Below are 24487 nucleotides of genomic sequence, written 5' to 3'. Positions count from 1 at the left end.
CGCCAGGCCCAAGGGGTGAGAGCTTTTTCATAAAGTGATCACCGGGCGGGAGTAGCCCCCTTTGCCTCTTCACCCGCGCGCCTCATGATGCTGTTTGCTGTCCTGAGGGGCTTCTGAACGATCATCCATGCCATAGCTGCGCATGACTTCAGCAACCCGAAGCCGATAGTCAGAAAAGACCCCTCCACGCCCCTTTGCCTGTGCATCGCGATGCACATTGAGATTTCGCCACTCCTGAACGGCACCTTCATCGCGGAAGAAAGACAGCGAGAGCAGCTTGTCCGGATTGCTGAGGCTTTGGAACCGCTCAACGGAAAAGAACCCGTCTACTTCTGTCAACTGTTCGCGCAACTCCGCTGCGATTTCCAGATAGTCCGGCTTCCGCCCCTCCGCAATTTCCACTTCAAAAATGACTGCGATCACTGTCCTGGCTCTCCCTTTGCCGAATCATCATGAGGAAAGGAGACGCATTTGAGGAAAGTCCGATCCTCGCGCAGAATAAACCGCTCCCGCATGGCAAATTCGTAATTCTCCCGCCCCAATGGATCCTCCGCAAGCCTGGTGCGATAGGCCTCATAGGCAGCAAGGCTAGGGATATTATAGATCCCGTAGGCTTCACTCACTGATCCTTCATGTGGCGCAAAATAGCCAATCAATTCGGCGCCATTGCGAGGGATCGCTTGCCCCCAGTTTCGAGCGTAGATTTCAAAATCTGCCCGCTTGGCAGGATCGATCTGGTAGCGGATTATACAGGTCAACACGTGAGAGGTCCCTTTCTTTTGGAACCTCAGAACTAACCCATGCCATCTGCGTGATGCTTCGCTCTGCAGCGAAACATCACGCCAATTTCACAGCGCGACCCAGCATGGACCAGAGGCCCACAGGCCAGTCATTCGCTCACAGTGATGGTAATAACCTTGGAAATCACCGGGTCAGCATGTGGTACATGGCTCATATCTCCCATGACCAGTTGCAGGGTATGTTTGCCTGGCGCCAGGTCCAGGTCGGTTTCAGTCTGACCGCCACCAAAATGAACATGATGATCATCAGCAGGCAGCCCATAGCTGAGTTCATCCACCCCATCTTCCCCTTCCCCCAGAGGAGGCCTGTCGATCAGGAGGTGGTGATGACCCGTATTCTCCTTTTCTGTGCCAGCGGGCGCCACGCCCATTCCCGCAAGACCAAAAACAACTTTCACCGGCGAGGAAACAATATCTCCATCCTGGAGGTTGACGAAATACACCTTGGCATCCGGATTCGCTGCGGTCTCTCCGCCTGCCCAAAGGGGTGCCGCAAGACACAGCGCGGCAAGTGCGATTGCAATTTTCTTCATAACCAAACCTCATTAAAAAAGTGCACACCACTAGAGTAGCCTGCACTCCTCTCAAGCCAAGGACCAATTTGAGTGCCTCTCTCGAACCCTGCTCATTTTTTAATCGCTCGCGAAAAGACTGACGGGTAAATCAACGACATGGCTTGCCTGCGCGCACGGAGCGCTTCAGACATGGTCTGTGGCAACGGCCTGGCAATGGAGGGCAAGATGATCTTTGCAGTGATCTTGATGGGGCTCCTGCCCAGTTTTCTGATGGTCGGACTGGGTGGGTTGCTCCGCAACCGACTAAAGCCTGAGGCTTGGCTAGGCCTAGATCGCCTGAATTTCGAAGTTCTTTTTCCGGCCTTGCTGTTTTTTGCGGCCTGCAACAGACCAATTGCCTGGAGTGATCTTATCCGCATCGGCCCAGCTGTATGGGCGATCCTGCTGCTCGCTTTGCTCTTGGGGCTGACCACGCGTCGCTTAGGACCAAAGCGTTTTTTGGATTTCGCCGGGGCCTGGCAAACCACCTGGCGCTTTAACACCGCCCTTGCATTTGTAGCAGTCCCGGTTCTGAACCCAGGTCTCGTCGGTTCCATGGCTGTGGCCGTCGGTATGGCCGTCCCCGTTGCCAATATCTTGGCAGTCTCTGCGCTTTCGCGTGGCGGAAACCTCTCCCTTTCTGCCACCTTGCTCAAAGTAGCCTCCAATCCCTTTTTGATTGCCTCATTGGCAGGAGTTGCCGTTGGCTTGTCAGGTTACCGGATACCAGCACCGATCCTGGCACCAGCCCAGATGCTTGCGCAGGCGGCAATTCCCATTGCGCTTCTGTCAATTGGCGCAACAATGAACTGGCAAGCCCTGGCCCGCCTGGATCGCTTCAATGGCTACCTCTGCCTGGTGCGCCTGGTTTTGACACCGGCACTTGTGTTTCTGACCTGCTGGATCCTGTCCATTCCCGCCGATTTGGCTGCGGTTTTGATCCTCTTTGCCGCGTTACCAACCGCCTCTGCCGCCCATGTTCTTGCCTCTGGGTTTGGTGCGGATAGAATTTTAGTGGCGACATTGATTGCGCAATCTACCTTGCTCGCCGCGCTTACCCTGCCTCTTTGGATTCTGGCTCTTAAACTGGTTTTCTAGACAAACGAGATGGATCAGGGGGATAGGGCTCCCTTGCCGTAAGTCGAGTTGGTTAACCGTTTCCTATACGGGCACGATGCCCGGAAAACCCCGCAATTATCTTATCAATGCCCCTTTGACGCCCCATTTCATCGCCAGACAGAGAACAGAATTTGTTATCTGAGGAAACTGTTGATGGATCGACTGACCGAAATGGAGGCCTTTGCCAACGTCGTGGACCAAGGCGGTTTTACCGATGCTGCAAAGAAGATGGGGATCTCGAAATCTGCGGTCTCCAAACATGTCTCAAGCCTTGAAACACGCCTCGGGGCACGATTGCTCAATCGCACAACGCGCCGCGTTTCGCCCACAGAAATTGGCCTGGCCTACTATGATCGTGCAAGACGCGTACTAAATGACGCAGGCGAGGCCGACGCTCTGGTCACCTCCATGCAATCCGCCCCCTCCGGGCTGTTGCGGATCTCCGTGGCAACGGACTTTGGAGTAAACCACCTGTCGCCTGTCCTGTCGGACTTCCTGCGCGATTTCCCCGACATCACGGTGAACATGGTGCTAAACAACCGCTATGTTGAGCTGATCTCTGAAGGCTTTGATATGGCGATCCGGATCGGGGAGCTGGAAGACAGCTCTTTGCGGGCACGCAAACTGACCGAAACGACCAAGCGCATGATCGCCTCTCCCGCCTATCTGGAGCAATTTGGCAGGCCCCAGAAAATCGACGATCTGAACACACATAAGCTGCTGCACTACTCAAATCAGTCCAGTGGCAATGTCTGGCGTATCACAGCCCCGTCGGGTGAGAAACGTCAGGTCAGAACAACCGGCTGGCTTTCGGTGAATGACGGGCAATCCCTGTTGAATGCCGCCATCTCTGGTTTGGGTATCGCCTATCTGCCCAGCTACCTCTACGCAGAAGCACTGTCAGAAGGTCTGGTTGAGGATGTGATGCCCAGCCTGCCGATGGAAACCCAAGGGATCTATGCGGTCTATCCGCCCGGCAAGTTCACGCAGCCCAAAGTGCGTGCCTTTATTGATTTCCTGGCCCATGCCTTTGCAGACAAGAACCCGGTGGATTGGCGCACACCCGCCGCCTGAGTTTTGGTCGAAAAGTCGCGGCCGAAACCCCCAAAATTTGGATTTCCTCCCCCCCTCTCCCCTGCAAAATGCGGGGGAGTTTTTTTGTTGAGGGTCATCACCCAGTCAGATTTCAAACGAGAAAGAGAGGCAGCAAAGCCGCCCTAATCGGTTTTTGCCTCGCATAACAGTTGGTCAATGCCTATTGCGGCTATTTGCTGCTCAGCAGAACGGCTTCGACGCGGCGGTTCTTTTCTCTGCCCGCAGGGGACAGATTGCTAGCGATTGGGGCAGCATATCCCACTCCTGTGGCCTGCACTCTGGCGTTATCGATGCCACTATTTTCAATAAGTGCCCCGCGAACAGCCTCAGCCCGTCTTTCGGAGAGCGATCTATTGCTGGCAAGAGATCCAACACTATCCGTATGGCCAACAATGAGAACGCGCGCCTCAGGATGATCTTTCAGAAATTGCGCCAATTCTTCCAGAGATTGCACCGCCCGCTGTCCCAAGCGCACCGAGCCAGATTTAAAAACGAGACCTTCCAGGATCACATGACCTTCTGCCAATAGCTGTGATGACAGGCTCAACGCTTCGGATTGATGGTCGCCGCTATCAGGCTTGGCTTCTTCGTCCGACACTTCTGACAGGTTTGGCGAAGAGGCTGCCGGCTCCGTCTCTGGTGGCTGATCCTCCATCACCGGGCCGGTTTCGATTATCTGCAAGAAGGTGGCATAGCCGCTGTGGGACACCAAGAGCGAGACCACTTCCTGTGCTTGCTCAGCTTGGCCAGGCAGCAGGGGTTTGGCCGCCGATAAAAACTCATAGTCCGAAAGACTGACAAGCATGTCGGGCGCAGGGACAACTTCGATTCCGAAGCGAAAATCAAAGCCACCGCATTGCCGCGCCTGACATTGGAACAGGGTTTCGTAGCCCAGGTTTTGCAACTGTTCTCTCAGCGGTGCCAGGATCTGCAAAGCCGTCGCGCTTTCAGGTAGCCGCCAGGTTCGACGCAGAACCCGGCCCTCCAAGACACGTTGTTCAATGCCGTTCTCACTGTGGCCACTCAGCGGCAGAGCATAGCTGCCGACAGCGGTTTCCCGATAGCTAAGTGACTCCGCTCCGCCTGGCAGCTCCAAAGGAAGGTCCTGGGCCTGAAGGGAGAGCGGGAGCAAAAACGATGCGAGAAACGCGCCAGTTCGTCTGATCATAAATCCCTACCGGAATTGGGCATGGTATTCCTCGTTAGGGGCCATGGCGGTCGCACTCGCCACACGATTGGTCATGTTGAAGAAGCCTGTGACATTGGCAATGTCCCAAATGTCACGATCACTGAATCCAGCATCCCGCAGGGCCTGACGATCCGCCTCTTCGATTTCAGAGCTGGATTTGGTCATTTTCGCAGCGAAATCAAGCATCGCCCGTTGCTTTGCCTCAATCGGCGCAACACGGTAGTTCATCACCAACATTTCACCAAGCTGCGGGTCCCCTGAAAGCTGGCGCACTGCTGCACCGTGGGAGACCAGACAATAAAAACACCGGTTGATCGACGAGACAACCACAGCAATCATTTCTCGCTCCAACTTGCTCAACCCGCTCTCCGCCAGCATCAGCTCATTGTAGAGCGCACTGAAACTATTCAGCTTTTCTTCGCTAAAGGCATGGGCACGCAGAACATTGGGGACCATGCCAAGTTTCTCCTGGCAGATCGCAAAATACTTCTCCATGCCCGCAGGCAGCGGATCCAGCGGGGGCAGGTTTAGGGCCGTAGGGGCTTTCTGGTCAGTCATTTCAAAATCACTCTTCTTCGGGCAAATGGCGATAGTGGTACTTTCCGACGCAATGCATACCGAGGGAAGCATAAAGCCCATTTGCGCCCTCATTACGTTTGGTACAAAGCACGGCAAGCTCTCCCGCACCGTTTTCTGCGGCCCAATAGGCCGCTTGGCGCATCATCCAGGCTCCCATGCCACAACGGCGCTGGTGCGGTAGGATCTCCAGCGCATGCACCATGGCAATCCCTTCGTGAATGGCAACAAAACCCGCCCCGGCCGGCTTATCGCGGTGCCGCGCAAGCAAAGCCACCTTTGGCCCAGAGACACGCTCCATGACATTTTGGCGCGCCGCATCAATGCCCCCCTGTTCCCAGATCTCTCGCTGGATTTCCAAAGGGGACCAAAGCGCAAAGGTGGTCACCCGGGGGATCGCTACATCCATCAGGGTTTCGACCGGGCAGGTCCACAGGTTGACCGGATCTTTGACTTCATAGCCGCGCTCACTCAGTTGCCCATCCAACTGATCCTGACCGTCATAGATCATGAACAAGCAGGATTGACCCATTGCCCGCATGGCCTTCTCTGCTTCGGTTATCTCTTGCTCTTTGGCCGCGCCCTCAACGCTCGCAGCGGAGACACGGCTGCCACCGCCCTGCCCCTCGCGCAGAGTTACGGGACCAAGCGAGCGCTTGGCGGCAGTAGGCCAGGTGGCTTCGACAAGGGCGTAGTATTTTGGATCAGTCACAGAGGTGTCCCCGCTCACAGCCCCATCTCCTTTGCCAGTTCGCGCATGGCGGCATCCACGCGGCTGCCTTCTGCGCCTCTGACGACAATGTTCGCCCCATAGGCACCGTTCTGCTGGAACGGGTAGCACCCAATGGAGAGATCTTCATAGCGCGCTGCGAGATCAGACAGAAAGGCTGCAATATCCCCTTCCCCGCGCAATACGCGCAGGCTTTGCGACAATAGCGGTTCACCACCAGAGAGTTCCGGCAAGAGACCGGCGACCATGGCCTGAAAGACCAAGGGGACCCCCGCCATGACATGGCAGTTCTGCAGGGTAAACCCAGGTGCCGAGGAGACTGGGTTATCGATTAGGATCGCCCCGTCTGGAATACGCGCCATGCGCAAACGGGCGGCGTTCAACTCCTGGCCCGACTGCGCGTAATGCGCCTGCAGGATTTGGCGGGCATCCTCGCGGACATCAATTGCTGCACCAAAGGCCTCTGCGATACAATCAGCCGTGATATCATCATGTGTGGGGCCAATGCCGCCGCTGGTAAAGAGATGATCATACCCTTCGGCAAGCTCTTGCACCGCTGCAATAATAGCCACCTTGTCATCGCTGACCATCCGGGCCTCTTTGAGGTCAATCCCATGCTTGGTCAGCTCTCCGGCCAGAAAATGCATGTTGCTGTCGCGGGTGCGCCCCGACAGGATCTCATCACCAATGACCAGCATCGCCGCACTCGGGTTGGGCATTTTCTGTTCCTCCTGCGGCTGCCTCTTCCTGTCTGCCCCAAGATAGACGACCCACAACTGGGGGCAAGCACGCAAGACCGACCTGCCGTGAATGCCGCAGCGTGAACAGGTCCCAAATCCTGCAAGCGCCAGGGCAGTTTGAACGGTGAAGATTGACTTCTCTTAGGGCTCAGATACCCATGTGCCATGAAATTCGCAACGCCCCTCATCCCCGCCACATTGATCAAACGCTACAAGCGTTTCCTTGCCGATTGCCGCCTCGAAGACGGATCTGAGATTACCGCCCATTGCGCCAATCCGGGCTCAATGCTGGGGCTGAAAGAGCCAGGGATACGGATTTGGCTGGAGCCCAACGATGACCCAAAGAAAAAGCTGAAATACGGCTGGCGCCTGGTTGAGCATCAAGATGAACATTTCACCGGGGTGGATACTTCTGTTCCAAACCGTGCCTTGAAAGAGGCCCTGATCAACCGCGAAATCCCGGAACTGGCAGCCTATGACACGGTCAGGCCCGAGGTGAAATACGGTGAGAACAGCCGGATTGACTTCCTTTTGACCAGTCGCGGTCTGCCTGATTGCTATGTGGAAGTCAAAAGCGTGACCCTCTCACGCCGGGAGGGTTTGGCGGAGTTTCCGGATAGCGTCACCGCGCGTGGTACCAAACACCTGGGTGAGTTGTCGCGCGTTGCAGAGGCCGGGCATCGCGCGGTTATGCTCTACCTGGTGCAGCGCACCGATTGCAGCCGCTTTGCCTTGGCAGAGGATATTGACCCTGCCTATGCACAGGCCTTTGAGGTGGCCAAGGCAGCAGGGGTCGAAAAACTGATCTACACAACCAAAATCTCGCCTCAGGAAATTACCATCGGCCCCGCAATAGCTGAAGCCTAGACCAGCCAGGACCCGCTTGAGCCGGTGCCTTTTACGGCTCCCCCTCTGGTTCTTTTAACCAATTCCCCTTAAACACCTACTCAAGAGACAAGCGCACGGAGCCCAGCTTGATGAGATCGAAAGACGGCCGCACCACCAAGGACGGCATCCGCATACACCAAGAGTCCGATTTCGCGGGCATGCATGCTGCTGGCAAGCTGGCGGCGCAGATCCTGGATGATATTGCCCAATATGTCTTTCCCGGCCAAACCACCGGCGAGATTGATCGGGTAATTACCAAGATGGTAGATGAGGCTGGCGCCAAATCAGCCACAATCGGCTACAAAGGCTATCAGCACGCCAGCTGCATCTCGGTGAACCATGTGGTCTGCCACGGCATTCCCGGAGACAAGAAACTGAAGGATGGCGACATCCTCAATATCGACGTTACCGTCATCGTGGATGGCTGGTTTGGCGATACTTCTCGTATGTTTGTGGCAGGCAAACTGCCACGCAAGGCCGAGCGGCTAATCCAGGTGACCCATGACAGCCTGATGAAAGGTATCGAGGCGGTGAAACCCGGCAATACCTTTGGCGACATTGGTCATGCAATCCAGTCCTTTGCGGAAAGTCAGCGCATGAGTGTTGTGCGCGACTTCTGCGGCCATGGGCTGGGCACGGTGTTTCACGCTCCCCCAAATGTTCTGCACTATGGTCGTCCCGGCACCGGCCCGCGCCTCGAAGAAGGGATGTTCTTTACCATTGAGCCGATGATCAACCTGGGTCGTCCAGAGACCAAGATCCTGGCGGATGAATGGACAGCTGTAACCCGCGACAAATCGCTGTCAGCACAGTTTGAACATTCCATTGGCGTGACCTCGGACGGGTTTGAGATATTTACCCTCTCTCCTGCCGGGAAGTTTCATCCGACCTACGGTTAGTGCGCTAAGCGCCATCAATGCAACTAGATACAAAGGGCCTCAGCATCCAGCTGGCGCATTCCGGGGTTTGGGACACAAGGGCAGCGCCTGCCGAGTTTTTGCCCGGCAGGCATTTGATTTTTATCAGTATTTCTTGATGCAGAAAGTCGCTAACGCCGGGAGAAAAGTCCCGAAGTCACAAAATAAGAAAAATTGAGGGGATGCTCTTTGGTTTTCCCGTTTCTGGCCAATTTGAACCGAGCGGTTCCAGAATTTCTTCAGGAACGTATATCATGTGCAGTTGATGTATGGAAAAGGAATAAGAGTGCCTAAAGCGATTGTTCTTGGGGGGTATGGTTTAATTGGGCTTGCCTGTATGCGCGCACTTTCCAGGGCAGGCTTTGAAGTCTCGGGGGTCGGGCGATCAATACGTTCCGCAAATGCGGTGGGCCTATCTGTCGAATGGATAATCCGCGATATACCAACCATTACAATCAAAGAATGGTTGGCAATACTTGACGGTGTCGATGTGATTGTGAATGCATCAGGCGCCCTTCAGGATGGAGCGAGAGACGACCTTGAAGCGATCCATGTGACCGCCATGGAGCATCTCGTCGAGGCTGCGGCCGCGTTGCCGGTTCGGATCGTTCAGATTTCCGCGGCCGGTGTTTCTGAATCGGCCTCAACCGCCTTCTTTCGAACGAAAGCACAAGGGGACATGATCCTCTCTTCGCGTGCTAAGAATTGGATCATCCTGCGCCCGACGCTTGTATTGTCTCAAGAGGCCTATGGAGGGACGGCACTTCTTCGTGCGGCCTCAGCGCTACCATTGATCCAGCCGCATGTTTTGCCAAATGCGCAGATCCAGACAGTTTATGTTGAGGATGTTGCCGCTGCGGTCGTAGAATCTGCCCAAGGGCAAATTAGCTCCGGAACCATTGCAGATATCACCGAACAAAACGCCCACAGCTTTCCGGACCTGCTTGCGAAGGTTCGCAAATGGCAGGGCTGGGCGGCTCCAGTTGCTTGCCCGACCATTCCAGCGGTGTTTGTATCCGCCGCGGGGAAAATCGCCGATCTGTTTGGGTATCTTGGGTGGCGTTCGCCGTTAAGAACCACGGCCCTTGCAGCGCTTGCAGATGGCATTCGCGGCGATCCAAACACCTGGGAGAGCGCCGGAGGCAGCTCTTGCCGATCGCTCGATGATACACTGGCTCTCTTGCCCGCGACGCGCCAAGAGCGGCTCTTTTCCCGCGCATATATCGCTCTTCCCCTTGCAATCGGGATGCTGGCCAATTTCTGGCTCCTATCCGGCCTGATAACCCTTATTGATCCAGCGCGTGCCATGTCGGTCCTGACTGAACGCTCGGTTTCCTCATGGGTGATCGCCCCGACCGTGCTTGGCGGCGCTGTGGCAGACATCCTTTTGGGCATAGGAATTTTATGGAGACCGTGGACCAGGCACGCCGCGCTTGGAATGCTCGCCCTGTCGAGTATCTATCTGATTGGCAGCCTCATTGCCGCACCAGACCTTTGGGCTGATCCACTTGGACCGATGGTCAAAGTTTTGCCGGGAATGACACTTGCCGCCTTGGTATGGCTGTTGATGGAAGAAAGATGACCTACGAAATCTTGCTCTTTTTGCATGTGATTGGCGCGACAGTTTTATTGGGAACCGGGGCGGGCATTGCCTTTTTCATGGTTATTTCCAACCTTAGCAACGACCCCAAACTCATCGCCCATGTCGCCGGTATTGTCGTGATCGCGGATACGGTTTTCACAGCCTCCGCTGCGATAATCCAACCAATAACGGGCTACCTTTTGGCCCGCGAAGTTGGTTGGCCGCTATTTGAAGGCTGGGTCGCTCTGTCTCTCGCGCTCTATGTCTTTGTTGGCGTGTTTTGGTTGCCCGTTGTCTGGATGCAAATTCAGATGCGCAACCTGGCCCTCACAGCTCAGAAGGCTGGAACCCCCCTCCCTGCGAGATATCACAGACTTTACCACTGGTGGTTCGTCTTTGGGTTTCCTGCCTTTGGGGCTGTGATGGCCATTGTTTGGTTGATGCTGACTAAACCGACATTTTAATAAAAGGCCTCGACACTTTTTCGACGAGGTCCTTTCTATGTCCCAAAGCCCGGAATGCGCCAGCATCCAGCTGGGGCCTTTTCTTTTCTGAAGAGATCAAAGTCCAATCAGGGCCGCGACCTCTGCCATTTCGGAAAACACCTCGGCTCCTTCCGCTTGCAGACGCCTGCCCTCATCAAAGGGTGCAAAACCCAGGCAACACATGCCAGCACGTGCTGCGGCCAAAGCTCCTGTCGCACTGTCTTCTATGACCAGGCAATCACGCGCTTGGACCTTGAAATGGCTGGCCGCAGCCAGAAAGAGATAAGGATCAGGTTTTGCCACGCCCAGCGCCTGCGCGGAAAACATTGCATTGGGGTGGAACCGCTCCCAAAGGTCGTTTTGCCCCAAGGTGATCCGCATTTTATCTTCGCTCCCATTGGAAGCGACGCAAACCGGAATACCCGCCACATCAAGCCTTTTCAGAAGTTCACGCACGCCCGAGACCAGGGGTACACCCTTGCGCAGTCGCTCATAGGTTTCTTCGTAGATCTCATCACACCAGTTTTCCGGCAGATTGGCGCCCATCCTGCGCGCCTTCTCCACCACCCCGGCCATGGTCCCGCCAACGAAATGCTCCATGGCCTCACCTAGGGTCAATAGCAGCCCATAACGCGCCAGATTATCCACCATCGCCTGGTTCGAGATCACTTCACTATCCACCAGGACGCCGTCGCAATCAAAGATCACCAGCTTTGGGGTGGGGTGGGTTTTGGGCATGGATGAACCTCTTCAGCTGCTCCTTCCGCCGCGATAGATCTGCACGGATGTAACACCGGTGCTAAGGCAGCAATTGCGCAACCGCAAATCTGGCATCGGCAAACGTATGCCTTCGCTGTTTCAGGCTGAAACATCTCTCCACATCAAAGAGATATGGGTATCCCCATATTTACGGCTATTCTGCAGGCTGAACCCATCAGGTGCCTGCATCGGAGCGCTTTCTTCCCAGATGATCAATGCATCATCCGCAATCCACCCTCCCGTGGTGGCGGCAAGCAAGGCTTTCTCTCCCAGCCCTTTGCCATAAGGCGGATCAAGAAAGATCACGTCAAAAGGCGCAGCCGGATTGGCACCAAGCTTCAGCGCATTGCGTCGGATCAGAGTGCATTGCTCCTGTGCTTTGCAGATTGCAATGTTCTTACTGATCAAGCCCTGTGATACGCGTCCGTCATCCACAAAGGTCACGCTCTCAGCCCCACGTGACAGCGCCTCCAGGCCGAGTGCGCCGGTGCCTGCAAAAAGGTCGAGCACCCGCATGCCGTCAAACTCAACCTGATGTGACAGGACATTGAACAGGCTTTCGCGCACCCGATCCGTGGTGGGACGCAGATGGGCACCTGCATCCCCCTTCCCAACCGCAGCCAGCGCACGGCCGCGGAAATCGCCTGCGATGATCCTCACGCTTTCAATAGCGGTTTCAGGTCCGCAGATGGGTCGCCCACAACGGTTTTATCGGCGGTTTTACCCATATCGATAAGCCGCTTGCCCACCATATAGGCACGGGGATCATTCATCGCATCAACCGCAACCAGCTGGTCGCCTTTGTAGTACCAAAAGGAGGTGGTCAGCCCCTCACCGGCGCGGGTCACGACGTTGTCGAACCCGGTGTTCAAGCCCGCAATCTGCAGTTTCACATCATACTGATCGGACCAGAACCAGGGTGTTGCAACATAGTCCTTGCCCGCCCCCAGCATATTCTGTGCCACCACTTCGGCCTGATCGATGGCATTGGGTACGCTCTCCAACCGGATCCGCCCACCCTTATAAGGGAACGAGGCGCAGTCCCCCGCAGCCCAGATCGAAGGATCTGAGGTACGCCCTGCGGCATCGGTCTTGATCCCGTTCTCCAGCTCCAGGCCAGCGCCTTCAGCCAATTGACTGCCTGGTGTAATTCCAACCCCGACCACAACAAAATCAACATCCAGCGCTTCACCACCGCTCAACACCGCGCGTGTCACCTGGCCATTTTCGCCTTCAAGACACTCCAACCCGGTCCCTTCGCGGATTTCCACGCCGTGGCTTTGATGCAGATTGCGGAAATAGTCAGAGGTTTCTGGAGCGGCAACACGTTGCAGAATCCGGTCCGCCATCTCAACCAGAGTGACCTTTACCCCCCGTTTGGCGCAGACCGCTGCGGCCTCCAGACCGATGTAACCACCGCCCACAATCAAGGCCCGCTTGCCTTCGGTGACATGGGGAGCCATGGCATCAACATCGCCAAGGCCCCGTACCACAAAGACCCCGCCCAGATCGCCACCAATGGCGGCAGGCAGGTAGCGTGGGTCTGAACCGGTGGTCAGGGCCAGCTGATCATAGGTAATCACCTCATCACCAATGCTCACAGTCTTGGCCGCCGGATCAATGCCGGTCACGCGTGTGCCGAGCCGCAGGGTGATATTGTTTTCGGCATAAAAGCTTTCGGGGCGCAGGAAGAGACGTTCCAGCTCCATCTCTCCCAAGAGATAGGCCTTGGACAGAGGAGGGCGCTGATAGGGCAGCGCCTCTTCTGCGCCGATCAGGGTGATCTCCCCTTCAAAACCGTCCTTTCGCAGCTTCGCAACCAGCGAAGATCCTGCCTGTCCGGCACCGATCACAACGATATGACTCATTTCGGCCTTTGCCTCCCGCGCGTTTTCAAGTCTTCTGTTGCCAGCGACCCTATATGGGGCCAGCGCAAAAACGCAATCACCACAAAAAGGAAACGCGCCTTGATTTCAGCAGGAGAGAAATTGCCAGATGTCCAATTGACCCGAATTGGTGAAAATGGACCCGAACAGGTTCAACTTGCCGAGAAGCTAAAGGACCGAAAAGTCGTGATTTTTGCCGTTCCGGGTGCTTTCACGCCGACCTGTCACTCTGCCCATGTCCCTAGTTTTATCCGAACCAAGGATGAGTTTATTTCGAAGGGGGTGGATGAGATTATCTGCGTCTCTACCAATGATCCCTTTGTCATGCAGGCCTGGGGCGAAGCCACCGGTGCCAATGCGGCTGGAATCACCATGCTCGCAGATGCGGAAAGCGCCTTTACCGATGCCATCGGCATGCGCTTTGACGCGCCGCCCGCCGGGTTGATCGGCCGTTCGCTGCGCTATGCGATGCTGATAGATGATGGGGTGGTGTCAGTCCTGAACCTCGAAGAGGGGCCAGGCGTCTGTGAGCTGAGCGCGGGCGAGGGTCTCTTAGCCTCCATCGGATGAGAGTGTCCAAATAGCTGAGCATCTAGATAAGAAGCAAAAAGGAGGGGGGCTCCTTCGCCCCTCACCATTGGTTTAAGCGCTGCTGCCCCTGCCCTGTGCCCAGCGCTAGGCCAGCCCGTCCATCTTGCGGGCCAGTTTAGCATCCAGTGAAGATATGCCATCCACATCATGCGTGGTCAGAACCACAGTGACTTTGTTGTATGTATTGCTCCATTCCGGGTGGTGGTTCCATTTCTCTGCCCAGATCGCAACACGGGTCATCCAGCCAAAAGCCTCAACAAAGTTTTCAAACTCAAAGGTCTTGCTCAGCGCATCTCGCCCTTCGACCATGACCCAGCCGTTGTCGAACAGGGGCCCCAAAAGAGGGCCGCGAGTAGCTTCCGAAAGTTTTTCCGTCATTCCTGTTCCTCCACTGCAATGCGTTTGAACGGTCCATAGCTCGTCAAGATTTCGGCCTCCTCACTGATGGCCTCGCGCTCGGCTTCCAGATAGCGGCCAACCGCCTCGGCGAAACCTGGGTCGGCCAGCCAATGCAGACTATGGGTTTCAGCAGGCAAATACCCCCGTGCCAGCTTATGCTCCCCCTGCGCCCCAGCCTCTACCCGGCTGAGCCCACGGGCAATGGCAAGGTCGATAGCCTGATAGTAGCACATTTCAAAATGCAGGCAGGGGTGGTGTTCGAGGCAGCCCCAATATCGACCAAACAAGGTGTCCCGCCCGATGAAATTCAGAGCACCTGCAATCGGGTAGCCGTCATTTTCAGCAAGAGTGAGATGCATATCCTCGGCCAAGACCTCATGCGCGATGGCAAAGAACGTACGGGTGAGATAGGGGCTGCCCCATTTGCGGCTGCCGGTATCCTGATAAAAGGCCCAGAAGGCATCCCAATGCTCTGGCCGGATGTCAGCGCCTGTATAACTACGGATTTTGCCGCCAAACGCCTGCGCCTGGGCACGTTCCTTCCGGATGTTTTTGCGCTTTCGCGAGGATAAGGCCGCAAGAAAATCGTCAAAACACGTATAGTTCTGGTTCTGCCAGTGAAACTGTTGGCTTACCCGGTGCAGGAGGCCCATTTCGGCGCCGATCTGCGCCTCGCCCTCGGTGCAGAAAGTCACATGTGCAGAGGACAACTGGTTCTCAGAGGCAAACTGCACCAAGCCCTGAATCAAAGCGGAGCGACCTATCGCCTCAAAGCCCGGTCGCACCAGAAACCGGCGCCCCGTGGCAGGGGTAAAGGGCACCGCCAACTGCAGTTTTGGGTAATACCGCCCCCCTGCCCGCTCATAGGCATGGGCCCAGTTGTGGTCAAAAATATACTCCCCCTGGCTATGCGACTTTGCATAAAGCGGGGCGCAGGCGATGAGGTTGCTCCCCTGATAGGCCGTCAGATACTGCGGCTGCCAGCCAGTGCCAGACCCGACCGATCCACTCTCTTCCAATGCCAGTAGGAAACGATGGGTAGTAAAGGGATCAACAGGCGGCAGGCCGTCTTCACATTCCGGACAGGCGCAGGCGTCCCAATCCCGCGCTGAGATCTGCGATAGGGATCCTAGAATACGGATTTCAATAGCGGTTTGATCCATTTCTCCTCCCCATCACGGTCATATTTGGGCCGGGAGGGAGCTAGGATCAACCCGCCAGAGGCGAAAGATACTGTTCGAATGTCACATTATCGGCCCAGCGGCGCGACTCTGTCTCTATCTCGGCAGAAGTCACTGTCCAGCATAGGATAGGCACGCCCACTCGGCGCAGCTCTTGAACGCAATCGCGGTCCAGATCGCCAACCTCATGGCTGATAAAGCTGGATTGCGAGCTCTCATAGTCCGGGATCTGCCGCAGATGGCTACAGATTTCTTCCGGCAGCGGCGCCCATTCCTGCGGGTCATAGGCGCTGGTCACCAACCCCCGCGCAATAGCGGGCGCATGCTGCGCCAAGGCGGTCGCTGCATAGGGATTGAAAGACATCAGAGCGACAGGGCCGACATATCCCTCCAGGGCCTTGGCGGTCGCGCGCTCCAATTTGCCGACATTTGGACCCAAGGCACCATCCTGGTCCTTGATCTCGATAAGCAGGGGCACCTGCCCCGCCACCAGGTTCAGAACCTCAACAAGCGCCGGAATACACTCTCCGTCGCCTCCCCGTAGCACAATTTGCTCCAGTTCCGATTGGCTGCGCGCCCGCACCGGGCCAGTGGCCTCGGCCAGACGATCCAGGTCATCGTCGTGGAACACCATCGCACAGCCATCAGAGGAAAGCTGTAAATCGATTTCGATACCGTAGCCCGCATTGATGGCCGCGCGGATCGCCGCGCGGCTGTTTTCGGGCCGCCCATTTGTCACGTCATGCAGGGCCCGATGGGCCAGCGGGACAGACAGGAACTCTTTGGGCAGCTCTGGTCTCATTTGATCTGGAAAACGCCGTCGATTTCAACCGCGACACCCAGAGGCAGGGAAGGCGAAGAAACGGCAGAGCGCGCATGTCGGCCGATGTCGCCCAGCGCTTCCACCAGAAAATCAGATGCGCCGTTCACCACTTGTGGCTGCTGGGTGAAATCCGCGGTCGAGTTGACAAAGGCACCGAGTTTCACAACCCGCACCAGGCGCTCCAGATCGCCACCACAGGCCGCTTTAAGCTGCGAGAGCAGAGCGATCGCGCAGCGCTTTGCCGCAGCTTGACCGGCATCCACATCCATATCATCACCCAGAGTGCCGGTGATCAAACCGCTTTCATCCGCCGAGATCTGGCCAGAGATATAGACCATGTCGCCCGCGACGACATAGGGCACATAATTCGCTGCAGGCGCGGGGGCCTCAGGCAGGGTTACCCCCAGTTCTTCCAGTTTTGCTTCGATGCTCATAGCCGTGCTCCTTCAAGCCTAATTCGCCGAGACGCTATCCTTGTTGAAAGCGAGGGAAAAGAGCAAATGCGATGGGAAAGAGGGGCTCTGCGCCCCTAATTTTCACGGAAGGCTCTGACAAAGTAGTCCGAAAGCGGTTTCACCAGATAGGCCAAAGGTGAGCGCTCCGCCGTGCGGATAAAACTCTCAACTGGCATGCCGGGGATTAGGACCGCCCCCTCAGGCAGCCGCGCCATTTCCCCCTCATTCAAGAGGATCTCAGCCCGGTAAAAAGAGAACCCCGTCCCCTCATCCTCAAAAGCATCTGCTGAAACCTGCATCACGGTCCCAAAAAGGTCCGGCGTATTGCGCTGATCCAAGGCTGAGAAACGCAATGTGACCTCCTGGCCAACAAAAATCTGGTCGATATCCGTCGGCGCAACCTGGGCTGCAATGACCAAGGGCCGGTCCTGCGGAATGAGATAGAGAACCGGCTCAGCGGGACGAATGACAGAACGCGGGGTATGGACTGCAAGCCCATAAACAATACCCGAGACCGGCGCAGTAATCTCCAGGCGCGCCAGCCGTTCCAGATAGGTGCGTCGGGTCTCCGAAAGCTCCAGCTCTTGGTAGCGCAGGTCACGCAGCTGCGTGATGGCTTCTTCGCGCTGGCTGGTGCCTAGTTTCAGAATTTCGATGTCGATCTCGGTGATCCGCCCCTGCGCCTGGGCCTCCGCCGCAACCAACTCGCCCAGTTGACCGCTCAGATCGGCCTCTGTGCGACGCAGGTTCAAAACCGTTCCGGCCTGCGCAAGCCCGCGTTCCAGCAGTGTTTCCTGGTTCTTCAGCTCTTCTGCAATAAGCGCCAACTGAAGCCTGGATGAGTCCTGTTGGGCGAGGACACCTGTAATCTGATCAGAGATCTGCACCCGCCGCTTTTCCAATTGTTCGATTTCGCGACTGGTGCTTTCTGCCCGTGCTTTGAACAGGCGAACCTGTCCTTCCGCCAATTCTCGTATTTCGGCACGATCGTTCAGATGCTCTTGCAGACCGGCGTCAAAAGAAATCTCCGAGGCGCCATCGCGCTCGGCCTCCAGACGTCCGCGCCGCGCCATAATCTCAAACAGCTGCCCTTCGGTAATAGCCAGCTGAGATTGCAGCTCCTTTGCATCCAGTCGCAGCAGGACATCGCCCTCACTGACCGTGTCGCCCTCATCAACCCGGATCCCGGCGACAATGCCGCCATCCAGATGCTGAACAACCTGTCTGTTCCTGTCGACCTCGATACGACCGGAAGCAATGACCGCCCCGGAAATAGAGGAGAACCCGGCCCAGGCCCCAAAGCCAATAATTAGGATAAAAAGGCAAATACCACCCAAAAGCAGAGGGCGCCGAGCAGACCATTCGCGCGCGATTTTTGCATCCGGTTTCATCGAACGCCTCCCTGGCCTTCAGCCTTTTGGATCGTCTGGTGATTCACCACCATCTCCTTCAGCACTCTATCCTTGGGGCCAAAAGCCTTTTGGTTGCCTTTGTCCACCACCAAAAGCAGATCACATTCCTGAATGGCGGCAGGACGGTGCGCCATGATCAAGACGGATTTCCCGGCCTGCTTCAGCGCTTTGATCGCTTGGTTCAGGGCTACGGACCCGTCGTTGTCCAAGTTGGAATTCGGCTCATCCAGAATCACGATCACCGGATCGTCATAGAGCGCTCGTGCCAGAGCAATCCGCTGCATCTGCCCCCCGGACAGATGGCCTCCACCAGCAGCAACCCTGGTGTCATAGCCTTCTGGCAGGTTTACAATCATGTCATGAGCCGCAGCCTTTTTCGCCGCTTCGACAACCTTTTGCGGATTTGGCTCCAATGAAAGGCGCGCAATGTTCTGGGCAATAGTGCCATCAAATAGCTGCACGCGCTGTGGGAGATAACCAATGTGCTGTCCCAAAACCTCTGGCGCATATTGATCCAAGGAAGCTCCATCCAGACGGACAGAGCCAACCGCAGGACGCCAGGCCCCCGTCAGTGCCTTGGCCAATGTGGATTTGCCGGAACCTGAAGGGCCAATAACTCCCAGTGCCTGGCCAGGCTGCACCTGAAAACTCACATTGCGCAGCAGCGCCGTTTTGTCACCCGGCGGCATCACTGCCAGCCCCTGCACGTTCAGGATCGCATTGGGTTTGGGCAGATCCATACGTTCTGCCTCTGGCGGCACCTTGGTCAGCAGTTCTGCCAAGCTATGCCATCCCTTGATGGCCCGCTGCACCAAGGCCCATTGGCCAAGCCCAAGTTCGATCGGCGCAAGAGCACGCCCCATCAGGATGGAACCTGCAATCATCGCACCCGGTGTCATCTCTTCCTGCAACACCAGATAGGCTCCCAGCCCCAGCATGGCGGATTGCAAAAACAGCCTCAGCGTTTTGGTCATGGCTGTAAAGCTGCCGCCTACATCATTTGCTGTGACACTGTCTTTCAGTGCCGCACCACGTATTTCGCGCCAGCGACGAAAGGCTGCTTCTAGCATTCCCATGGACTGGATCATTTCAGCTTCGTTGCGGATCTCCTCTGAGGATAGATGCGAAAGATGCTGGCTTTGACTTGCCCGTTGCAAGGGGCCCCTGCTGAACAGTTGGTTAAGGATCGCAATCACGATCAATACCGCTCCTCCAGCCAGAGCTAGAAGCCCCAGCCACGGGTGGAAAAGAGCAATCCCGGCGAGAAAGACAGGTGTCCAGGGTAGATCAAAGGCCGCCCCCAGCACTGGTGAGGACATCAGCCTTTGAACAGATTCAAGATCTCCGGTCCCGGTCTGCGCAACTGGGTCGCGTGCGACGGCTGAGCGCCGCATCATGGCGTCAAAGACTCGATGATCCAAACGTGCCTGAAAGCGTGCGCCGATCCTCGCCAGAATGCGCCCGCGTGCATAATCCAGAAAACCCATCATCCCATAGAGGAAAACGACAAGAACGGTCAGAGCAACCAGCGTTGCTTCTGATCTGCTGCCCAGAACACGGTCATAAACCTGCATCATATAGAGCGGGCCTGTCAGCATCAGCAAATTTACGAAAAAACTGAAAAGCGCCACGGCCCAATAGAGGGCCCGGCTCTCCCGGCGCACTGCCGACAGCTCATCATAGCCGGGTTTGAGTGAATTTTTGCTCATAGTCTCTATGCAATACCTGTTCAATTTGGCCACAGCGTATTACACCCCTATGAAATACCTATGGCCGCGGGGCTACTCTGAATCTGCCACAAACGTGCAATCAATTCGCTGTTGAACTAAGAAAAAACAGGTTTCTCCTTAAGTAGAAAGCGCGTATTTCACGGCTTGTGTCTCAATTGGATCTCTCATCACATGAAAATCCTAGTTAAAACTCTTTCAGTCATTGCTCTTGCAGCAAGCCTTTTGTCAACCGCTGGCTGTGCAACCCAGTCTCCGGAAGCCAAAGCCAATGGTGAGGTTTTTGATCCTCACGAGAATACCAACCGTTCGGTGCATCGCTTCAATTTGGCGGTAGATCGCTATGCCTTCCGTCCCGCGTCAAAAGGCTATGTCGCCATCGTGCCGGACCCGATTGTCACCAGCTTCTCCTCATTTGCAGAGAACCTCTCCATGCCGGGGCAGGCCGTCAACGCGGTCTTGCAAGGAGATTTCAAAACCGCAGGCACAGCGCTGCTTCGCTTTGGGGTAAACTCTACCGTGGGCTTCCTTGGGCTGGCTGATCCGGCCACTGAGTTCCAAGTTCCGCGGGTGGATACTGATTTTGGCGAAACCCTGCATGTTTGGGGCGTCAAGGAAGGGGCCTACGTCGAGCTACCGTTCTACGGGCCCTCCACCGCGCGTGATGCAACGGGAATCTTGGTCGATTTCTTCACCAACCCGATTGGCTATGCTCGGAATAATCCCGCCGATAACATCAGTGCCTATGCTGAAATCGTGCGCCGCATGGGAGATCGTGGCAGATATTCAGATACCGTCGATTCGATTCTCTACGAAAGCGCTGACAGCTACGCCCAGGCGCGTCTGCTTTATCTGCAGAACCGCCGTTTTGAACTGGGTGAAACCGGCGAGATCGCAGAGATCGACCCCTTCGAATTGGATACGCAAGGATTTTAAGCCATGTTCCGCCGTACTTTTCTGACAGGTCTGACCGCTGCTGCGGCTGTTCTGCCAAACACGCTTCTTGCCCTAAACGAGAATTCCGCCAGCAAGCTGATCAACAGGCTGGTCACGGACATCAACAAGGTCATCGCCTCTGGAAAATCCGAGACCGCGATGTTTCGCGAGTTTGAACGGATTTTCAAAAACTATAGCGACACGTCCTATATTGCGGCCTATGCGCTGGGGGCGGATGCCCGCCGCGCCACTGGCGCCCAGAAGAAAGCCTTCTCCAAAGCCTTTCAAGGTTATATTTCACGCAAATATGGCAAGCGCTTTCGCGAATTTATTGGCGGTAGCCTGGAAGTGAACGGCGTGAAGCGCGTCAAGAAATGGTATGAGGTGAGCACCACCGCCCATTTGCGCGGCGAAGCTCCCTTTGAAGTGACCTTCCTGGTCTCCGATCGATCCGGCAAGGACCTCTTCTTCAACATGTTCATTGAGGGCGTGAACCTGCTGCTCACAGAACGTACAGAGATCGGCGCCCTGCTGGACCGTCACAAGGGCAATATCGATGCGATGATTGCCGACCTCAAACGGCAAAGCTGATCATTGAACTAAACACTCAGCCCCTCTGGTTCATCGGTGGAACAGCACACCGCCGATGAACCGCGCCTGTGTCGGCAACCTTGTAGATTTCAAATCCCATTGCCGCATAATACCCCTGCGCATCCGTGCTGTCTTTGCCCATGGTCGCATCGATCCAGGCGATCCCCGCCTCTTGGGCAGCGCGCTGGCTTGCTGCAAACAGCCTCCGACCGATCCCCGAACGCGACAGTCCCATTTTGACATAGGTGCCTATGATGCCCCAGCCCGGCTGGACATCATAATCGTTCCCAGGTTGCGCCAACTGAAGGGATTGAAAACCAAGGATCTGCCCTGACCCATCCTCTGCCACTGTGCATTCAACACGAGCAGGGTTCTGGATATATAGCTCCAGGAGATGCGCGGGATCAGAGCGGCGCGTGCTGTTCCAGCTTAGAAAAATCTCTTCCAATAGGGGGCTCATCCCCTGCTCATCACCACTTTGCGCAGCGCGGATTACTCCATCAAAAACATGCGTCATCCAGATCTCCCATGATCAGAATTGCTCAACCCCCAGCGGGCCTCACATAAGGGCCTCAGTTATGACCAAAAATATCTCGCAACACCCCATCCAGAACCCCGCCAATGCCTTGGCCAGGGTTTTGCCGCTGTCGGCGTTGGGGCTGCGGTGGCACCGGTTGCTGAACAGGCCTCGGCGTCATCATGGGCAGGGGCTTTGCAGGCAGCCCTTCATGCACACGTACCATGGTCTCGCGCCAAATCTCTGCTGGTAGACCACCGCCGGTAACACCGCTCAGCGGGGTGTTGTCATCGTATCCCATCCAAACGCCAGCCACATAGTCGGCTGTAAAGCCGATGAACCAGGCATCTTTGGCAGCAGACGTAGTTCCCGACTTGCCCGCAGCTTGCCAGCCTGGGATCTGAGCACGCTGCCCCGTCCCGCCTGCGATCACCTTTTCCATCATCCAGACCAGTTGCTGGGCAGCCTCTGGCCGGATCACCCGCTCTCCCATGCCGCCGCTGCGTCCCATCAGCGGCGCCTCATCCGTCACCAGGCGCAGCTCTGTCACACCATAGGGCGTCACAGAGGAGCCACCATTCAGAATACCCGCATAGGCGCCTGACATCTCCAGCAGGGTGCTTTCCGAAGCGCCCAGCGCCAGGGCCGGCCCCTCGGCCATCTCATTGTCGATACCAAAATCGCTGGCCACGCGACGAACCAGGTCGCGCCCCACCGCCTCAGATATCTTTACCGCCGGAATGTTCAAAGAATCTCGCAGGGCCTGGCTAAGCGGAATTTCACCATAGTACTTGCGAGTGTAGTTCTTGGGGCACCACTCCCCGGAGCCGGGAACATTCAGGCAGTAGGGTGCATCCAGAACCACATCCAGCGGGGAATATCCCAGCTCCAGCGCAGTTGCGTAGACAAAGGGTTTAAAGGCCGATCCGGTCTGACGCTTTGCCTGTGTCGCACGGTTGAACACGCCGGAAACCCGTGTCTGACGCCCGCCCACCATGGCACGTACCGCACCATCCGCACTCATCACCACAATGGCGGCTTGCGCTTTGGAGCCCTTTCGAACCTTGTTTTCAAAAACAAAGGTCATCGCCTCTTCCGCCGCCCGCTGCAGACGCTGGTCAAGAGTGGTCCGGATCACCACATCTTCGCTTGTTTGATCCCCAAAATAGTTGGGAATGGTGTCCATGACCCAATCGGCAAAATAGCCCCCAGCACGTGCAGAGGCCGCTTGGCTCAGCTGTGCCGGATTGGCCTGGGCCTGTTTGGCCTCAGCCGCACTGAGGTAGCCCTGCTCTTGCATCAGGCGAAGCACGGTGGCGGCCCGGTCCTGCGACCGTTTCAGGTTGTTTGTCGGCGACATGGTCGAAGGCGCAGTCAAAAGACCCGCCAGCATCGCCCCTTCCGGGGCGCTCAGCCGGTTGGCAGATTTACCAAAGTAGCGCTGTGCGGCAGCTTCGGCACCATAGGCACCACCGCCCATATAGGCACGGTTCATATAGATTGAGAGGATCTCATCCTTGGTGTATTTCAGCTCCATCGCCAGGGCAAAAACCGCCTCTTTGCCCTTGCGCCAGAGAGACCCCCGACGACAATCGCGTTCATAGGCGGCTTCGCTCTCCCATTCCTCCGGATCATAGACCCGTCCCAGACACAGCAGCTTGGCCGTCTGTTGAGAGATGGTTGAACCGCCATGACCTGACAAAGGACCACGTCCCTCTCTCAGATTGATGCGCACGGCGCTTGCGATACCGCGCGGAGACAGACCGAAATGCCGATAGAAACGCTTGTCTTCAGTAGCGACAATCGCATTCTTGAGGTGCGGAGAGACGGTTTCTGATGTGACCACACCACCAAACTGATCGCCACGCCAGGCAAAGACCTGCCCCTCAGTATCCAGCATTGTGACCGAGCCCCGAGCGCGGCCATCCAGCAGTGCCGAAACCTCTGGCAGATTGAGGTATTGAAAGCCGATCGCCATGGCCAAAAGCAGGCTGCAAATCATGCCCACCCGCCAGGTGAAGCCCCAGATCAGTCGAAAAAGCCAGCGGAAAGGCGCCAGCAACAACCCAAGTAGCCCCTTGGGTTTTGACGCAGGTTTGCGTTTTGCAGCTTTTCTGGGCTTTGGCGCAGCTTTGGGTTTGGCGGCAGGTTTGGCCTTTGGTTTACCCCCAAAGAGGCCCAGGAAACCGCGCCTCTTTGCTTTGGTCGTCCGCTTTCTTGCGCCGGGCCTGCCGTAACGCTTATCTGCCATCAGCGGCCTACGCCCTGATCCTTGTGCCATCTCGTCATTCCTGCCCGGTTTGCCCGTTTTGGCGACAATAACGCGTCTGAGACGCTTTGTAGAGGGGCGCTGTAAGGGGAATTTCCTTTCACAGGTTGCTCAAATTGCGGGCTGTTGCATCCTTTGGCGCATTTTTTTTGAGCCAGACCACCGAATGCCGCAGCTGCAAAAAGCTCTGACTGTTTTCGCGACTCGCTGGCTTCGTTTTGCTGCAGGTGCGAAATAACGCTGCCTGGCTCCTCTGATCCATCGGC

27 protein-coding genes are annotated in these 24487 nt (G+C 56.4%); 9 read left to right on the top strand and 18 right to left on the bottom strand.

Annotated elements, in window-relative coordinates:
- Positions 1 to 69: 69 nt before the first annotated feature.
- The 3 genes from RSK20926_RS19335 to RSK20926_RS19325 form a co-directional block, all read right to left on the bottom strand.
- Positions 70 to 423, bottom strand: a complete 354-nt coding sequence (locus tag RSK20926_RS19335; RefSeq protein ID WP_008209313.1) for an antibiotic biosynthesis monooxygenase family protein — start codon at positions 421 to 423, stop codon at positions 70 to 72.
- Positions 420 to 761, bottom strand: a complete 342-nt coding sequence (locus tag RSK20926_RS19330) for an NIPSNAP family protein (protein ID WP_008209311.1) — start codon at positions 759 to 761, stop codon at positions 420 to 422. The genes RSK20926_RS19335 and RSK20926_RS19330 overlap by 4 nt, the downstream gene beginning before the upstream one ends.
- A gap of 128 nt (positions 762 to 889) precedes the next feature.
- Positions 890 to 1333, bottom strand: a complete 444-nt coding sequence (locus tag RSK20926_RS19325; protein WP_008209309.1) for a DUF4399 domain-containing protein — start codon at positions 1331 to 1333, stop codon at positions 890 to 892.
- 171 nt (positions 1334 to 1504) lie between these two features.
- On the opposite strand from RSK20926_RS19325, the gene RSK20926_RS19320 reads away from it, so the two are divergent.
- Both RSK20926_RS19320 and RSK20926_RS19315 read left to right on the top strand, forming a co-directional pair.
- Positions 1505 to 2452 (top strand): AEC family transporter, encoded by a 948-nt coding sequence (locus tag RSK20926_RS19320; protein WP_232281930.1) that lies wholly within the window; start codon positions 1505 to 1507, stop codon positions 2450 to 2452.
- A gap of 174 nt (positions 2453 to 2626) precedes the next feature.
- Positions 2627 to 3547 (top strand): LysR family transcriptional regulator, encoded by a 921-nt coding sequence (locus RSK20926_RS19315; protein ID WP_008209305.1) that lies wholly within the window; start codon positions 2627 to 2629, stop codon positions 3545 to 3547.
- Between the two features lie 190 nt (positions 3548 to 3737).
- Here the strand turns inward: RSK20926_RS19315 and RSK20926_RS19310 are convergent, their stop codons facing one another.
- The 4 genes from RSK20926_RS19310 to RSK20926_RS19295 are packed head-to-tail and all read right to left on the bottom strand — an operon-like array spanning position 3738 to position 6782.
- Positions 3738 to 4736, bottom strand: coding sequence for an OmpA family protein (locus RSK20926_RS19310; protein WP_037255843.1), 999 nt, complete (start codon positions 4734 to 4736; stop codon positions 3738 to 3740).
- 6 nt (positions 4737 to 4742) lie between these two features.
- Positions 4743 to 5315, bottom strand: a complete 573-nt coding sequence (locus RSK20926_RS19305; protein ID WP_008209302.1) for a peroxidase-related enzyme — start codon at positions 5313 to 5315, stop codon at positions 4743 to 4745.
- Positions 5316 to 5322: 7 nt separating this feature from the next.
- Positions 5323 to 6063: a GNAT family N-acetyltransferase gene (locus RSK20926_RS19300; protein WP_008209300.1), complete on the bottom strand. Its 741-nt coding sequence runs from the start codon at positions 6061 to 6063 to the stop codon at positions 5323 to 5325.
- Complete coding sequence (locus RSK20926_RS19295; protein WP_037255841.1) at positions 6060 to 6782, bottom strand: competence/damage-inducible protein A; 723 nt, start codon at positions 6780 to 6782, stop codon at positions 6060 to 6062. The genes RSK20926_RS19300 and RSK20926_RS19295 overlap by 4 nt, the downstream gene beginning before the upstream one ends.
- 186 nt (positions 6783 to 6968) lie before the next feature.
- On the opposite strand from RSK20926_RS19295, the gene sfsA reads away from it, so the two are divergent.
- The 4 genes from sfsA (at position 6969) to RSK20926_RS19275 (ending at position 10654) form a co-directional block, all read left to right on the top strand.
- Positions 6969 to 7670: a DNA/RNA nuclease SfsA gene (gene sfsA, locus RSK20926_RS19290; protein WP_008209297.1), complete on the top strand. Its 702-nt coding sequence runs from the start codon at positions 6969 to 6971 to the stop codon at positions 7668 to 7670.
- 110 nt (positions 7671 to 7780) lie between these two features.
- Positions 7781 to 8590: a type I methionyl aminopeptidase gene (map, locus tag RSK20926_RS19285; RefSeq protein WP_008209295.1), complete on the top strand. Its 810-nt coding sequence runs from the start codon at positions 7781 to 7783 to the stop codon at positions 8588 to 8590.
- Between the two features lie 283 nt (positions 8591 to 8873).
- Positions 8874 to 10190, top strand: a complete 1317-nt coding sequence (locus tag RSK20926_RS19280; protein WP_037255838.1) for an SDR family oxidoreductase — start codon at positions 8874 to 8876, stop codon at positions 10188 to 10190.
- Entirely contained in the window at positions 10187 to 10654 is a 468-nt protein-coding gene (locus tag RSK20926_RS19275; protein WP_037255836.1) for a DUF2269 family protein, read from the top strand. The genes RSK20926_RS19280 and RSK20926_RS19275 overlap by 4 nt, the downstream gene beginning before the upstream one ends.
- A 96-nt stretch (positions 10655 to 10750) precedes the next feature.
- Here the strand turns inward: RSK20926_RS19275 and RSK20926_RS19270 are convergent, their stop codons facing one another.
- The 3 genes from RSK20926_RS19270 to RSK20926_RS19260 all read right to left on the bottom strand — a co-directional run bounded on the left by RSK20926_RS19270 (position 10751) and on the right by RSK20926_RS19260 (position 13302).
- Positions 10751 to 11413, bottom strand: a complete 663-nt coding sequence (locus tag RSK20926_RS19270; RefSeq protein ID WP_008209292.1) for an HAD family hydrolase — start codon at positions 11411 to 11413, stop codon at positions 10751 to 10753.
- Between the two features lie 120 nt (positions 11414 to 11533).
- Positions 11534 to 12094, bottom strand: coding sequence for a 16S rRNA (guanine(966)-N(2))-methyltransferase RsmD (gene rsmD, locus RSK20926_RS19265; protein WP_008209291.1), 561 nt, complete (start codon positions 12092 to 12094; stop codon positions 11534 to 11536).
- Positions 12091 to 13302: an NAD(P)/FAD-dependent oxidoreductase gene (locus tag RSK20926_RS19260; protein WP_008209290.1), complete on the bottom strand. Its 1212-nt coding sequence runs from the start codon at positions 13300 to 13302 to the stop codon at positions 12091 to 12093. The genes rsmD and RSK20926_RS19260 overlap by 4 nt, the downstream gene beginning before the upstream one ends.
- A gap of 99 nt (positions 13303 to 13401) precedes the next feature.
- On the opposite strand from RSK20926_RS19260, the gene RSK20926_RS19255 reads away from it, so the two are divergent.
- Positions 13402 to 13890, top strand: a complete 489-nt coding sequence (locus RSK20926_RS19255; RefSeq protein WP_037255873.1) for a peroxiredoxin — start codon at positions 13402 to 13404, stop codon at positions 13888 to 13890.
- 105 nt (positions 13891 to 13995) lie between these two features.
- Here RSK20926_RS19255 and RSK20926_RS19250 read toward each other — a convergent pair whose 3' ends face one another.
- From RSK20926_RS19250 to RSK20926_RS19225, 6 genes are all read right to left on the bottom strand, one after another.
- Complete coding sequence (locus RSK20926_RS19250) at positions 13996 to 14289, bottom strand: 4a-hydroxytetrahydrobiopterin dehydratase (RefSeq protein WP_008209288.1); 294 nt, start codon at positions 14287 to 14289, stop codon at positions 13996 to 13998.
- The gene (locus RSK20926_RS19245) at positions 14286 to 15473 is read right to left on the bottom strand and encodes a GNAT family N-acetyltransferase (RefSeq protein WP_008209287.1); all 1188 of its coding nucleotides are present in this window, start codon (positions 15471 to 15473) and stop codon (positions 14286 to 14288) included. The genes RSK20926_RS19250 and RSK20926_RS19245 overlap by 4 nt, the downstream gene beginning before the upstream one ends.
- A gap of 46 nt (positions 15474 to 15519) precedes the next feature.
- The gene (locus RSK20926_RS19240; protein ID WP_008209285.1) at positions 15520 to 16293 is read right to left on the bottom strand and encodes a glycerophosphodiester phosphodiesterase family protein; all 774 of its coding nucleotides are present in this window, start codon (positions 16291 to 16293) and stop codon (positions 15520 to 15522) included.
- Positions 16290 to 16748 (bottom strand): RidA family protein, encoded by a 459-nt coding sequence (locus tag RSK20926_RS19235; protein WP_008209283.1) that lies wholly within the window; start codon positions 16746 to 16748, stop codon positions 16290 to 16292. The genes RSK20926_RS19240 and RSK20926_RS19235 overlap by 4 nt, the downstream gene beginning before the upstream one ends.
- 95 nt (positions 16749 to 16843) lie before the next feature.
- Positions 16844 to 18160 (bottom strand): HlyD family type I secretion periplasmic adaptor subunit, encoded by a 1317-nt coding sequence (locus RSK20926_RS19230; RefSeq protein WP_008209281.1) that lies wholly within the window; start codon positions 18158 to 18160, stop codon positions 16844 to 16846.
- Positions 18157 to 19890 carry a type I secretion system permease/ATPase gene (locus RSK20926_RS19225; RefSeq protein WP_008209280.1) on the bottom strand — a complete coding sequence of 578 codons (1734 nt, stop codon included), beginning with the start codon at positions 19888 to 19890 and terminating at the stop codon, positions 18157 to 18159. Before RSK20926_RS19225 ends, RSK20926_RS19230 begins: the two co-directional genes overlap by 4 nt.
- A gap of 192 nt (positions 19891 to 20082) precedes the next feature.
- On the opposite strand from RSK20926_RS19225, the gene RSK20926_RS19220 reads away from it, so the two are divergent.
- Both RSK20926_RS19220 and RSK20926_RS19215 read left to right on the top strand, forming a co-directional pair.
- Positions 20083 to 20844, top strand: coding sequence for an MlaA family lipoprotein (locus RSK20926_RS19220; protein ID WP_008209279.1), 762 nt, complete (start codon positions 20083 to 20085; stop codon positions 20842 to 20844).
- A gap of 3 nt (positions 20845 to 20847) precedes the next feature.
- Positions 20848 to 21435 carry an MlaC/ttg2D family ABC transporter substrate-binding protein gene (locus RSK20926_RS19215; RefSeq protein WP_008209278.1) on the top strand — a complete coding sequence of 196 codons (588 nt, stop codon included), beginning with the start codon at positions 20848 to 20850 and terminating at the stop codon, positions 21433 to 21435.
- A 16-nt stretch (positions 21436 to 21451) separates the two neighbouring features.
- Here the strand turns inward: RSK20926_RS19215 and RSK20926_RS19210 are convergent, their stop codons facing one another.
- Both RSK20926_RS19210 and RSK20926_RS19205 read right to left on the bottom strand, forming a co-directional pair.
- Positions 21452 to 21952, bottom strand: a complete 501-nt coding sequence (locus tag RSK20926_RS19210; protein WP_008209277.1) for a GNAT family N-acetyltransferase — start codon at positions 21950 to 21952, stop codon at positions 21452 to 21454.
- Positions 21953 to 22007: 55 nt separating this feature from the next.
- Positions 22008 to 24233 (bottom strand): transglycosylase domain-containing protein, encoded by a 2226-nt coding sequence (locus RSK20926_RS19205; RefSeq protein WP_037255832.1) that lies wholly within the window; start codon positions 24231 to 24233, stop codon positions 22008 to 22010.
- Positions 24234 to 24487: the final 254 nt, after the last annotated feature.

This window comes from Roseobacter sp. SK209-2-6, from assembly GCF_000169455.1.
In the GTDB taxonomy this organism is placed as follows: domain Bacteria; phylum Pseudomonadota; class Alphaproteobacteria; order Rhodobacterales; family Rhodobacteraceae; genus Pseudophaeobacter.
The sequence above is the reverse complement of the archived record's forward strand: the minus strand, read 5'-3'. Positions and strand labels throughout refer to the sequence as shown.